This is a genomic window from Bradyrhizobium sp. USDA 3240, assembly GCF_054063295.1.
Genome location: NZ_JBSSGD010000003.1, coordinates 1 through 13,021 on the forward strand (window position 1 = coordinate 1; position 13,021 = coordinate 13,021).

The 13,021-nt window shown below is 59.7% G+C and carries 7 protein-coding genes and 5 pseudogenes; 7 read left to right on the forward strand and 5 right to left on the reverse strand.

Going from position 1 to position 13,021, the window contains the following annotated elements:
- Positions 1–247: 247 nt before the first annotated feature.
- Positions 248–766, forward strand: coding sequence for a hypothetical protein (locus ACVIGA_RS42585; protein WP_456671023.1), 519 nt, complete (start codon positions 248–250; stop codon positions 764–766).
- 161 nt (positions 767–927) lie between these two features.
- Here ACVIGA_RS42585 and ACVIGA_RS42590 read toward each other — a convergent pair whose 3' ends face one another.
- Positions 928–1,443, reverse strand: coding sequence for a hypothetical protein (locus ACVIGA_RS42590; protein WP_456671024.1), 516 nt, complete (start codon positions 1,441–1,443; stop codon positions 928–930).
- 368 nt (positions 1,444–1,811) lie between these two features.
- Positions 1,812–2,210: pseudogene (locus ACVIGA_RS42595) on the reverse strand (transposase); the annotation flags it as partial.
- On the opposite strand from ACVIGA_RS42595, the pseudogene ACVIGA_RS42600 reads away from it, so the two are divergent.
- Positions 2,167–2,361: pseudogene (locus ACVIGA_RS42600) on the forward strand (transposase); the annotation flags it as partial. The pseudogenes ACVIGA_RS42595 and ACVIGA_RS42600 sit on opposite strands and share 44 nt — an antisense overlap.
- A 52-nt stretch (positions 2,362–2,413) precedes the next feature.
- Here the strand turns inward: ACVIGA_RS42600 and ACVIGA_RS42605 are convergent.
- A pseudogene (locus ACVIGA_RS42605) lies at positions 2,414–3,085 on the reverse strand (transposase); the annotation flags it as partial.
- Positions 3,086–3,213: 128 nt separating this feature from the next.
- Here ACVIGA_RS42605 and ACVIGA_RS42610 point away from each other — a divergent pair.
- Positions 3,214–3,527: pseudogene (locus ACVIGA_RS42610) on the forward strand (integrase core domain-containing protein); the annotation flags it as partial.
- Between the two features lie 43 nt (positions 3,528–3,570).
- Here the strand turns inward: ACVIGA_RS42610 and ACVIGA_RS42615 are convergent.
- Entirely contained in the window at positions 3,571–4,287 is a 717-nt protein-coding gene (locus ACVIGA_RS42615) for a sulfite exporter TauE/SafE family protein (protein ID WP_166217339.1), read from the reverse strand.
- Between the two features lie 1,225 nt (positions 4,288–5,512).
- Positions 5,513–6,886, reverse strand: a pseudogene (locus ACVIGA_RS42620) (alpha,alpha-trehalose-phosphate synthase (UDP-forming)); the annotation flags it as partial.
- 522 nt (positions 6,887–7,408) lie between these two features.
- Here ACVIGA_RS42620 and ACVIGA_RS42625 point away from each other — a divergent pair.
- From ACVIGA_RS42625 to ACVIGA_RS42640, 4 genes are read left to right on the forward strand one after another with little or no spacing between them, the layout of a single operon-like run.
- Entirely contained in the window at positions 7,409–10,558 is a 3,150-nt protein-coding gene (locus tag ACVIGA_RS42625) for a DUF2169 family type VI secretion system accessory protein (protein ID WP_456671025.1), read from the forward strand.
- Positions 10,548–11,624, forward strand: a complete 1,077-nt coding sequence (locus ACVIGA_RS42630) for a pentapeptide repeat-containing protein (protein WP_456671026.1) — start codon at positions 10,548–10,550, stop codon at positions 11,622–11,624. Before ACVIGA_RS42625 ends, ACVIGA_RS42630 begins: the two co-directional genes overlap by 11 nt.
- 31 nt (positions 11,625–11,655) lie before the next feature.
- Positions 11,656–12,036: a DUF4150 domain-containing protein gene (locus ACVIGA_RS42635; RefSeq protein ID WP_224497216.1), complete on the forward strand. Its 381-nt coding sequence runs from the start codon at positions 11,656–11,658 to the stop codon at positions 12,034–12,036.
- Positions 12,037–12,070: 34 nt separating this feature from the next.
- Complete coding sequence (locus ACVIGA_RS42640; RefSeq protein WP_456671027.1) at positions 12,071–13,012, forward strand: hypothetical protein; 942 nt, start codon at positions 12,071–12,073, stop codon at positions 13,010–13,012.
- The last annotated feature ends 9 nt before the right edge of the window (positions 13,013–13,021 follow it).

Here is a 13,021-nt window from a genome sequence, read left to right on the forward strand (position 1 = left end):
GCGCGCAATCAATCTGCAACGAGCAGGCCTACGTGCGAGTGACTTTGCGTGATGCGAAGCACTGAAGCTTCCTGCCTGTGCGCTTGCGACGCGAGACGCGACGTCGACCCTCGAGGCAACGCCTGCAAGGATACGCCAGCCCGGAGGCGGCGCGTTGCGCAGCCGCGCTGGTAGTGCGCCGAGGCGACGCGCGCCGTTGCGCAGCGCCAACAATTAACGGTTGTGAGGCTCGTTTAACCAAGGCCGATTGGCACGCCAATTGCTGGAAAATATGCTGAGGAAGAACACCACGATCGCCGAGAGGATATCAATGTCAAACCCTAATTGGTTCTCTTGGTTGAGTTTTCCGTTTTTCGCGCCACTCAGCGGGTCGGTGGTGCAGGACATCGCACCGAATTTTCACCGGCAAGTCGATAATGACGTAAGCGCTGAGATTGGCTTAGCTGAACAGCTGGTCATTCTTTCCAATGCCGTTAAAGAGCTTAGGGCGATGCTCGTAGGCATTGAGGAAACACGACCAGGCGCGAAGCTCAAGATCGCATCCGAGAATGTAACAACAGCAATGGGGCAGCTCGCAGGGATGGAAGCAAAAGTAAACGAGATCAAACAGCGTCATAGCCAGGCCGCCGATCTGGAAGCTGAGCGCGCGCTAGATCGCCTGAAGGAGGTTAATCCCGAGGGATATGAGACGTTCATTCGTAAGCGCGAGAACCGCGCGAGCACCGGCGGAGATGCCGGAAAGTCGAACGGCGGATCAGCCCAATAGGGCAAACGATAAGCCCATGCTCAGCTCAAACTCAACTGTGCCTGGATCGTAACGGCAGCTGGTCGGGATTTGTGGTCGAGGCGAGGCGCTTTAGGGGCTTCAGCTGTGCCCGGTTCAAGACTCGGATGTCCGAACTTTTGCACGAAGATCGACGTCGCGGGTCAGCTCAGCCTATTCATCGCGGTCATGTGGGTCGCGCGCATTCGGTCCTGACGTCGCTCACCAGATGCCGGCAGCAGATCGCGGCACTCCTTCAGGACGACGATGAAGTCTTCCCAATCCGATAGGGTCTCTCCGCCGGTAAACGTCAGCGCGCGGGTCGACGGATCGATGAGCGGCAGGCTTTCTTTGATTTCGCCGAGGATCCACCGGTTATCAACATCGTTCGGCGATTGCGAACACATCAGGCAATAATTGTTGCACCGTTCCGTGACCAGAAACGAGTTGTGCGCCGAATTCCGGCGATACAGCGTGCGGAATTTCCTGGACGCGTGATCGAAGCCGATCACATCGCCGTCCGCAAGATAGTTATATTTCGGGGGGACGGCGACGAGCTGTCCTGTGAACGTGCCGCGCAGATCGATTGAGCCGTCGGATACGACAAGGATGGACGGCCAATTGACTTCCATCGCGCGCCGGATGTCGTCTGGCGTTCTGGCGATCGCGAAATCAGCCACGTGACGTCCAGCGGCACTGTCGACCGACCGGAGCCTGAGGACCGATCGGGCCTTGTCCGGGGAAAATCCAGCGCTCTGCAAGGCTGTGCCATAGAGAGGAAGAGTCATACGGCGGCCCATCGTCGCAGGATGGCAGCATCTTCCGGAGAGTTCTCCAGAATGTCCAGCAGCAGGCCCATGATGCCTTTTTGCCGAACGCAAAATGCCGACAAAGGCTTGATTCCCAAGGCGTCACCTGCGTTGCGTGATGATAGACGGGGTCCGCGCCGCAGTGGCGCTCATACACACAGGTCGAGCATTCAGGCGCGCACTGCGTCAGCGACGACGAAATCGGAGCTATCGCCAAATTTTGGTGACGGCGCGGCCGGTCAGGCGGCGGCGGTTATGGGCTGACGGTCAGTCGGTTTGGCGATGACCTCGATCCCGTCGTTGAATGTCACACCGAGAACGAGTTTTGGCAACTGGTTGTGGCCATCGAGACGACGCCGGCTTTTCTGCGCGGCCTCAAGCAGTTTGAAGACCATCGCGAGCGCCGTTCTGTTGGACAGGCAGCCCTTTGATCGGATCGTGCGGTGGCGCACGGTAGCGAAGGTGCTTTCAATGGGATTGGTGGTCCGCAGGTATTTCCAGTGTTCGGCCGGGAAGTCGTAGAACGCCAGTAGCGTGTCCCGATCCTTGCTCAGGCAGTCGGCCGCCTTCTCGTATTTGGGCGTATAGCTCTCGATGAAGGCGTCGAACGCCAGCTCGGCGGCGGCCTTGGTTTCGCGCGATCTGCTGCTCGACCTGAAGCGGCGCGGACTCGGCGTGCCGCCGCGGCTCACCATCGCCGACGGCGCGCTCGGGTTCTGGAAGGCCGCCGGCGAGGTCTGGCCGAAAACGCGCGAGCAGCGCTGCTGGGTACACAAGACCGCCAACGTGATCGCCAAGTTGCCGAAGAGCCAGCAGCCTAAAGCCAAACGCGCGTTGCAGGAGAGCTGGACCAGTCCTGCGCGCTCTCGCGGGCGCCATCGGTGAAGCCGACCAGTTCCTTGCGGCCCTCCGGCGTCGCGCCGATCAGCACCAGGATGCGCTGCTTTTCGTCTTCGAGGCGTGCTTGGAGATGGATGCCATCGGCCCAGATGTAGACGTAGCGCTTCGCCGACAGATCGCGCCTCTGCCACGCGGTGTGTTCGTCAAGCCAACCGTCCTTTCAGACGGCCGATGCCGACAACCCGGCAGCATCCTTGCCGAGCAGCGCCGCCAGAGCCTCGGAGAAGTCGCCGGTGGAGATACCCTTCAGGTAAAGGATCGGTAGCAGCGTCTCAGATCGATTTCGAGCGGCGCATGTAGGGCGGCAGGATCGACGGAGAGAACCGGATGCGGTCGGGATCGGTAGCCTCCGCCTCGCGATCGCGTACACGCGGCTGGCGGACGCCGACCGGACCGATACCGGTCATCACCTCGCGTTCCGGCAGGTGACCGTGGCGCACGAGCGCTGGTGGCCGTCCGCAGTCTTCAAATCGGCATGCTTGCCGAGAAAGTCCGCGACCTCGGCCTCGACCGCCTGGGCCAACAGAGCACGCGCCCCATTGCGCAAGATTTCGGTGAGTTGATCGTCGACGTTTCCTGGCTGAATCAACTTGATGATGTTATCTTTGGACACGGCATATCGCTCCTTCGGTGGAGAAGTGGAGGCGTCAAGCACCCCCACGATATGCCGCCTTCCCGATTCCCGCCGTCACCAACTTTCAGCGATAGCTCCTACGCGGCCCGACGGCAAGATACGTGACACATATGTTCGATATGCGCTGCCAAGAGAATGGCATCGAACATCGGCTGACCAAGATCAAGCATCCCTGGACTAATGGGCAGGTCGAGCGCATGAACCGCACGATCAAGGAAGCGACCGTCCAACGCTATCATTACGACCGACACAATCAGCTCGAAGCACACCTTGCCGACTTCATTAACGCTTACAACTACGCTCGGCGGCTGAGACCCTGAAGGGCCTCACGCCCTACGAATACATCTGCAAAGCCCGGACAAAAGAGCCCGAACGATTCACCCTCAATCCGCTCCAGCAAATGCCGGGACTAAACACCTAGGGCACGTCGGCAAGCTTCATGTCCCCACCAGCGGCATGAGACCTCAAACGAAAGTCAACTGGATGCCGGCAGCGAGCAGAAGCGCCGCGAGAATGAACCTGATGGCTGTCTGACCTAACCACTTTAGGCCGATTGCCGTTCCAGCGATGGCGCCCGCCAGGGCGGCGATTGCATAAAGATCCAAATGCAAGGACGGAGATTGACCAACGAAGAGAACTCCGGCCAACCCCACGGTGGAGTTCGCCAGGATAAAGGGAGCCGACAACCCGGCAGTCTGCTTGGGTGACGCCCAATTCAGTGCGATGAGTGTCGGGGCCAGGAACGCTCCGCCGCCCACGCCGGTCAGACCAGAAACCAGGCCGATGACCGCTCCAATGCTCACGGCTCCACAGAGCGGAGTTTTGCGAACCCGATCGGCGGCGCGTCCGCGTCGCACGATCGTCACGGCACCTGCCAGAAGAAGAACGACCCCGGTCAGCGGCTGGTAAATGTGCTCCCCGAGCGCGATGAGGCCACCGGCGAGCGCCGTCGGCATCGATGAAAGCAGAAGCGGACCCAGCATTGTCCAGTCAATGACTTTGTTGCGGTTGAAGACCCATGTCGAATAAGTTGCGACCACAATATTGAGCGCTAGCGACGTCGGGCGCATTTCTGCCGGCGGCAGACCGGCTAAAGCCATCAGCGCGAGAAACGCAGTACCGCCCGCCTGTCCAACGGTCGAATAAAGCAGTGAGATGACGGCGAAAAGCAGAGAAAGCATGCTACATCGATCCTGACGAAATTCGTCGCCTTGCTTGCATTCACCACGCAGCGATGTCCTCGCGAGCCATGGCGCATTGTCTTTCCGTTCCGATATGATTGCTGCGCGCGTCCGAGCGCTTCAATCGGGGTACGCTCGTCTCGGAGGTGGATCGTCACTGCCGTCGTCATTCTGACGGAAGGGGCAGCGACGACAGTGAGCTGCGGCGGCGCAGGAGAGCGCGAAGCGCGTGTATGCATTCCATGTAAGAGATCACGTGCAGCCGACAGTTTAGCACATCATCAAGTCCGCTGGCATCTTCATCAATTGCCAAGGTTGGTAGTTGACCTAGATGCGCAAAACGTCGGCTAACAGGGCACTCAATGACAGCGCGTATCGGGCGGCGCGATGTCCGCCGACTGATTGATCAAGCAGACTGCCTGCGCATCGTCGGGTAACCGCGCGACGGGAACTGGTCTGTGACGCTTTCCACCAGAATGCGCGTGTGCCTGACGCGAAGGGGGAGAATGGAACTCCAAGGTCCGAACCCAGGTCGCACAGAAACAGGGATCGCTGGGCTTCTGTCGTTGTGACCTGCCTCGGGCGGACTGCACCGTGCACACGCGGCGCGCGGCAAAGCCTTTGGGCGCGCAAAGAACAATCCGGCTGCCGCGGGTTCGCTTGTACTCCCCTACTAAAGGCCCGCGACAGCTATTTCGTCACCGCGATGGAATAGGCGACCCTCGCACGAAAATTATGCACGCGAAAAGGCATACGTGATTCCTTTCGGCCGAAGATATGGTCGATCAGCGGACCGCAAGAGTATTCAAAGCTATGGCTGTTCAAAACTTTAGGGGCGGTTTGCAGTCCAGCGCGCTGTTCAGCCACCCTTAAGTCGAGGTATGAGAATAACGTTGACGCCCAACGGATTGTTAGGGGTCACCTCCCGTATCCCTGCAGCAAACTGCGCCAAGTAGGGATGACCGTGGATGTAGAAATTTCTCATCGGCCGGGACGGCCTCGGTAAGGCGTCCACTCTATTCAGCTCGCCGAGCAGGACGTCCGGAGCCGGTTGGGGACCGTGATTCCAGCCCGACCCTACGATGTGCGTGAAGTCATGATCTATTCTCCTAGCCCGCACATCGAACGCTGGACGTGACAAATGTCGCGGCAGGTCCAAATGGCTCGCACCGGCGACCAATTTCCCCTCGACCTTTCCTTTCGAGCCGCGAGGCTCCCCCACATCCCTCGGGCTCTGTCCCGCGAGTTTTTCGGTCCGAACTTTCTCCAACTCGTCAATAAAGTGCGCGGACCATTTCTGGATGGGATACGCTCGAAGCTTCGCCATCATCCGTTTCCATCGAGAGCTGCGCTCTTCGGGCATCATCGAAAGTGCGGCCGAAATCTTGTCTGCTATGTCATTGATGTCGTTGGGATCGACGAGCAGCGCCGCGTCGAGTTCCTTGGCCGCGCCGGCAAATTTCGACAAAACCAGCACGCCGGGATCGCTGCAGTCTTGCGCGGCGACATATTCTTTCGCCACGAGATTCATCCCGTCACGCAACGATGTAACCACGCCGACACGTGCTGCACGGTAGAGACCCGCGAGCACGGCCTGGCTCTGAGGCTTCGTTTCGTGACGGATCGGCTTCCAGCCGGCCGCACCATGACGAGCGTTGACATCGTCGACAAGAGCCTCCACCTCGCTCTGATAATCTCTGTAGCTCTTGATGCTGGATCGTGAGGAGGTAGCGATCTGCAAAAGCGAGACGCTGCGCGGCTCCTTTTTCAAAAGGCGATCGAAAGCCCGAACGCGATTGTCAAGCCCCTTGGTGTAGTCGAGCCGGTCGACGCCGACGGCAAGCTTCTCACGATCGAGACCTTCCAATAGTGACGAAACATCGGCATTCGAAACCGCGTCTGCAGCGGATTGTGCAAATTTGTCCGTATCTATGCCGATCGGAAACACTTGGCACCGGGTTGCACCGCCATTGCGCGAGATCACAAGTCCGTCTGCGTTCGATGCGAGCCCGAGATCGGTACGGACACAGGCAAGGAAATTCTGCCTGTCCTCGTTGGTCTGAAAGCCTACCAAATCATACGCAAGCATCAATTCGGTCAATTCGCGATGATGCGGGACCAACTGCACGTTGGGTGCCGGCCATGGCGTGTGCAGGAAGAAGCCGATCGGACGGTCTATACCACGATCACGCAGCTCAGCGCCGAGCGTGAGGAAATGATAATCATGCACCCAGAACGCGTCCCGGTCCCTATAGTCGAGCAGCGCGTCCGCCATAAGGGCGTTGATTTTACGGTAGCTTCTATAATCGCCTTCCGAGGACGAGATCCGGTCTGTTAGCGAATGTAGTGCCGGCCATAGTTCCGAATTGGCAAAACCCTCATAATGGCGGCGATACTGCTCGGCAGGCAGAGGCACCCTCACGAGCTTGCCTTCGCCGAACGCCATCACAGACGGATCAGCCTCCAGCGGGCGCGAGGGCCCTACCCAAACTGCGCCTGATTGTTTCACCACGGGGACCAGCGCCGCCTCAAGCCCGCCTGTCTTGGGTTCATCGACGTCGCTGCCGGCAACACGGTTCGACACGACGACGAGATTCACAAGTCATCCTTTCCCGTCCGATGTGCCATTTAGCCGGACGTTCGATCAGTTTGCCACGCTTGATCGCCGAAGAGTTGCGGCCTGAAACCCGACCGGACTGGGACGATTTCACGCGCGCTTCGTCGGCTGTTACTAAACACAGCGACCCGCCTCGAATAACCGGCGAGCCACGCAGGCCCTCGCTGACCTACAAGACAAGTGTGGTCATTCCGGCGCCCAGTGCACCAACAGCTTCGTCTCGCGAGGCCAGCTTTCCCAAGGCCAACGAAGCACCGGTATTTCTGCAGACGGAGCCGCTTGTACTCTTCGGCGAGCCGCACCCCCTCCGTGGTCTTCTATCAGGCCGCTCGAGCGGCCTGCGAGTTGGAGCGACCATTTACGTAACGCCGAGCCGAATTGCTGCCTACCTAACTTGGTATGTGACACAGAGACGCGCTCGCATGGTGGGATCAAAGGTCCGTCACGCTCGAGCGATATAGGTAAAAGCGAATTCGTCTCGGCAGGTTTGTCTCGGCAGGTTTCATGCCCATTTTGGTAAAGCCACGCACATTGAGTCTGTTGACCAAATGCGAGCGTCGCCCTCCCGGGGCCAGCCTCATCATTTCGGTGTTCGCGATGTTCGACCTCGCCGACCCGGGCGCCCACCGTCTCCAAGGCGAGCAGGAGCTTTGGATTATGGCCGCGAAGGAGCTTTCGCCCGATACCACTCTCGACATCGGCATGCCCAAACCGCAAGCCGAGATACTCATCGGCGGACATGCGGCGGCGCCTGAGGGACGGCCAACCGAACGCATGATGTTGGGCTGGGCGCTCGGACCAATCCAGAAACACCTTCTGGTGACTGGTGACCGTAATTGGCAGATGACCGGCTCCGGCTGGCGACCGACAACCGCGCAATCGTTCCAGCAAATGCCGCTAACGCGGCAACGCGCCTTTGGGGGGCCCAGCTATGCGGCGAACCGGGTGGGTGCCGGCAATGAGGCGCTACGCCGCAGCATGGCCGGCGAACTGGTCGCCCTGCCCAACGTCGAACGCCCCGAGCATGCGATTCAGTTCATCGACACGATCGCACCGCCGGCAATCTTCGGGCCCATGGCGCTTGATGATAAGGAACGTCTACAATACGCTGGAACCTACGACAGCGCCTGGCTGAAATCAGTTGCCCCCGCTCTGGCAGGCGATGCTGATCCCCGGCTTTTTCTGTTCGCTCCGCCAGACCAGCGCCTGAGCGGCTTCATCAGCGGCGGAGAACCTTACGCGCTGCAGAACTTCTGCGCCGCGCATCCATTGATCGAAGGCCACCTGCCGACCTTTCGGGTGCGCTGCTTCATCGGCTGGAGCGATGCGACACGTGGCGTCACGGAACTGCAGACACGCATCGATACCCTGTGGCTGTTCGCGGGAGCCCGCCGCGGCGTCATGATCTACCGCACCGCGATTGCCGTCCGGGAATTGGACGGCAGCGACGTTGGCGACATTATGGTCGCTTACGAGCAACAACGCGAGCGTCCGCGGCCGTTCGACCATTATCTGAATGTCCGGCAGCTGCGGCTCGACCCGGCGAGCGCCGCACGCTATGCCTTTTCGGAACACCAACTTGCTCCCGAAACGTCGGCTGCCGAACGCGCACGCCGCGCAGCGCGGCGTCGCCATTTGGCCGAACAGCGCGCAGCACGGCAGCAGGCATCGATGCGCTGGGCGCTCGATCAGGAGTTCACGCGCATTGAGCTTCCGCCTTCGCTGCGCCCGACGATCACGATACCGCCGATCGAACCATCAGTCATTCCGGAATTGTTGCCGGAGGAACTCGAGAGCGGCGAGATCGACTTGGCCGAGATCCTCGACGCGTTGGAGACAGTCCAGGCCAAGGCAGAATCCGATATCGACAAGCTTGACGCCCAATATCAACCCATACGTGCCGCCTATGAAAGGATTGCCGGTGGAAATGCCGCATCGAGCGATATCGACGCCTTGCTTGCCGCGATCTCTTCCACGGACGCTGTGCAGTCGATGGACGCAAGCTTTGAGCAAGCTCCGCCACTCCACGAGCTGCCCGACACTGATCCGGGCCTCATCGGCGATATCGAAGACAAGCTCGCGCGTGCGAAAAATTGGCGTAGCGAAATCGGCGCGGCACCGCAACCGCTCGATGAGCAAAAACAATTTGCACTTGCACATGCTCGTTTCTTTAACCTGGCAGCTGGACGACCGCTCGAATCGATACGCAACGCGATATCGGATAACGCCTTTTCCCTTCCCGATATTTCCGCGCTGGTTCTGCCGGAAGAAGGGCGGAGCGTCACACCCGAGACGCCGCCGCGCCTGACCATTGGCGAGATACTGGCGCAGATCGAAGCTTCCGATCCACCGCCTAACGCTGCCCAACAAGCGCGTACGGCGCTCACCGATGCTCAAGCGGCATTCAAAAGGGCCATTCCTGCGTTACCGTCCGACGAATGCGCGCTGTTCGAGGCCTTGAGTGCGCCACATCCAACGGCAAGTGCTGATGAGCCCGAAGCAGGGATCGCCGCGGCGAAGACCGAATCTGCGAAAGCATTGACTGTCCTGCGGACCGCGATCGACAAAGCGGAAGGACAGTTGGCAGCCGGCATGGCCGCGGCAAGGCTCGCGTCACCCAAGCCGCTCAGGCCTGAAACGACGCTGGCACCAGCCGTCGCACGCGCGCTGGGCGACATAGTGGAAGCGGAGTTCCAGCGCGGTGGCACGGTTGCCGGTCGGGATCTCGGCGGCGCCGACCTCTCCTGGCGGAGATTCGCGAATGCGGACTTCTCCGGCGCCTTCCTTGAACGTGCGAAGCTGAACGGGACCAACCTGGCCGGCGCAAACCTGATGAAGGCCGCACTGACCGGCGCGACGCTCATCAATGCTGATTTAAGCGCGACCGATCTTACCGAAGCCAATCTCGGTGAAGCCGACTGCCGCGGAACGCGTTTCGCTGGCAGCCAACTTGTGCGCACCAATCTTCTCGGTGCGCGCATGGTGGGCGCATGCTTCGACCAAGCGCGCCTTGGCGAGCTCCAGGTTTTGCGGGTACCAATGATCGGGGCAACCTTCCGCCGTGCGCAAATACAACAATGCACCTTCATCAAAGTCGCCCTCGATAACAGCGTTTGGGGGAACGCCATCCTTGAGCGCGGACAATTCATGGATTTATCGTTATCTGGTGCGAGCTTCGTTGGCGCGCGACTTGAGCAAACCTGCTTTCTCAAGGTGGCGGCGCGCCAACTCGATCTCTCGAGCGCGCAATTTGACGAAGTCAGTTTCATCGGCGACATCGACCTGCGTGACGCACGTTTCGTCCGCAGCAGTGCCGAGGCGCTCTCCTTTCAGGCGGCCAACCTCAGCGGCGCCGACTTCACCCTGGCCCGACTAAACGGGGTTTACTTCGGCAAGTCCACGCTGGCGCGCGCTACCTTCCGAATGACATCGCTGAAACGCGCGGTCTTCACCGGCAACGATCTGCGGGGCGCCGACTTCTATGCCGCCAACCTTCTCGAGGCACATCTCAATCAGACCGCCCTCACCGGCGCCAGCCTACGCCATGCAAATCTCTACGGCGCCGACCTGATGGATGCGTCCTTGGTCGCGACCGATTTGAGCAACGCAAATATTGACCGCACCGTCCTGATGGTCACGCGCAATGTCAATTGATCTCTTATTGCAGTCGATCGCCCATAAGGTCCCCGTACGCGAAGCCAGTCTAGATGGCCAGACGCTATCCGGGCTGAGCCTGACGGATGGCGTTGTGCTGAGCTCGTCCTTTCGCAACAGCCACTTCACGCGTGCCCACCTTACTGGCATGACGTTTCAGGCTTGCGACTTCAGCGGCGCTTCCTTCGCCGACGCTTGCTTTGAAAGATGCATATTCGCGGGTTGCCGCACTGGCGGCTCCGACTGGCGGCGGACGCGCTTCACCCAATCGACGTTGATGTCGTCGGATATCAGGCATAGCGACTTCACCGAGACGCGGTTCAGCCAGACGACAGCGATGCGCTGTACGTTAGCCTATACCCTGTTGTGCGGGGCCACCCTATCTCAAAGCGCACTCATGGATTGCGAGCTCGCCGGCCTCGTGCTCGACAATGCCAGGCTCACGAACGTCGCCATAACGCAGGCCGATTTGCGTAGCGCGCAGCTCACGGGACTGCGTTGCGACACGATTCTTTTCTCCGAATGTGACCTGTCGGAGCGGGATCTCTCCGGGCTGACGCTTGCGCGAGCGAACCTGAGCGGTGCTAATCTGAACGGCACAAACCTGTCCGGAGCCGACCTCTCCGGTTCGGTATTGGCGGGTGCGAGCCTCGCGGGTGCTGATCTCTCCCGTGCCACCGCTCCGAACACAGTGTTTGTGCGGGCTAACCTCCGAGCAGCAAGGCTGCGCAACGCCGATTTGACGCAATGCATCTTCGAAGAGGCGCGCCTCGACGGCTGCGATCTTTCGGGCGCACAATTGGGGACGTCCGTTTTCACACGTGCATCGGCCAAGTCTGCCGTGTTTGCCCGCGCCGACATGTCCTACGCGCTGATGCACCACGCCAAGGTTGATGGCGGCGACTTTTCCGGCTCGCGATTTCTGCGCACTGACTTTCACTGCGCGTCGACCAAAGGCAGTCTGTTCGCGACCGGGCGCGCGGGTACCCTGCAAACCGTTCCGGAACGTGCCGTCGCCGAACTCTACGATGCAAGCCGGGTCATCCCTCTCAACGGAGCAAGTTAGACATATGACTTTTGTCAATTCAAGTGGCCCGATGTCGGCGGCGGATCACGCGTTTCCTGACGTCTGCAACACGCCATCTGGTCCCGCCGTCGTGCCTACCCCCTACCCAAACCTCACTCTGAACACAACGGCTATTCCGACGCAGTCCCGGTGCCTGATCATGTGTATGCCTGCACACAACATGACGACCGAGCGCGCGACATCAATGGGTGACAACGCAGGTGTGGCCCTCGGCGTCATCTCTGGCCTTGTCATGGGTCCGGGCCGCGCAAAGGCCGGATCGGACAATTTGTCAATCGGCGGGTCACCGGCAACCAAAATGGGGATGCCGACCAAGCAGAATGGTTCCAACCCGAACGCCTTCGGACTTTCGATATCGCCGTCTCAAACCCGCTTGACGGCGCAGCGCTAAGGTGCCGACAGCCATACGATTGGGAAAGCCCGCTATGCCAAATGCCTATACGCGACTAGTCGTTCCAGACTCCCTGACATCTCCCCTGACCGAGTCAACTTATCTGCGCCTCGGCTCTTACTCAGACGAAGAAGCAAAGCTCGTCACCGGTCTCACGACGACCATTAGCGAAAGTCCACACGAAAGCGACAACGCCGGCTTGCTTGCCTTCACCAATCATGACTGTCAGGCAAATGTCGAAGGCGCTGCGTTGCTGAAAATCGGTCGCGGGCAGACCACGGAGGTCGCGAACGGCAACTCCCTACATAGGGTCGCGAACGGTACCTATGAAATTGCCGCCGAGAATGGCGTGTCAATCAGTGCTGGCGCTAATGGTGCTCATGCGGACGTCATTCTGACGGCCTCCAACAGCGTCAAGCTAATCAACCACGGCGACAAAATCGACAGGACAGGTGGCAACTCGGAAAGGCGGGTGATGGGCAACACCAACGAATACTACCAGGGGAAGAGATACACCTGCATGAACGGCGTAGCTACCACGGTGACGATGGGACTGAACGTAAGCGTCTTCTTAGGAGCAGTGACGACCATCAAGGCCGGCGGGGATTGTTCAATCAGTCTGGGCGGCCAGGTCTCTCTCACGACCGGCGCCAAAGCCGAGTTTGTCTACGGAAGCGACACTAAGCTTGTGAGCGGCCATACGCGCGAGTTAATTCTCGGATTTGACTTCAAGTCGGCAGTTAGCGACACCAAAATTCTCAGCAGCAGTGACTTCAAGCTCGCGCCCGTTGAGGACTTGAAGGTAGTCGGCCGCGACGTCAAGACCTGCGAGACCAGCGTGTCCGTAACGAATGAGGACGTTTGCCAGGGAACGATAAGCACGGAACAGTACGAGCTTGTGAACCGAGCAGCAGAGATCAGTTCGAGCACCGGCGATAAGGAAGTCATACAAAAGAATTCGGTAGTGATCTTGTAGCCGGCTGGA

Excerpts from the sequence above, each read along its gene's own strand:
- ACVIGA_RS42640 (WP_456671027.1), top strand. The coding sequence starts at position 12,071 with ATGCCAAATGCCTATACGCGACTAGTCGTTCCAGACTCCCTGACATCT.
- ACVIGA_RS42615 (WP_166217339.1), bottom strand. The coding sequence starts at position 4,287 with ATGCTTTCTCTGCTTTTCGCCGTCATCTCACTGCTTTATTCGACCGTT.
- ACVIGA_RS42635 (WP_224497216.1), top strand. The coding sequence starts at position 11,656 with ATGTCGGCGGCGGATCACGCGTTTCCTGACGTCTGCAACACGCCATCT.
- ACVIGA_RS42630 (WP_456671026.1), top strand. The coding sequence starts at position 10,548 with ATGTCAATTGATCTCTTATTGCAGTCGATCGCCCATAAGGTCCCCGTA.
- ACVIGA_RS42625 (WP_456671025.1), top strand. The coding sequence starts at position 7,409 with ATGCCCATTTTGGTAAAGCCACGCACATTGAGTCTGTTGACCAAATGC.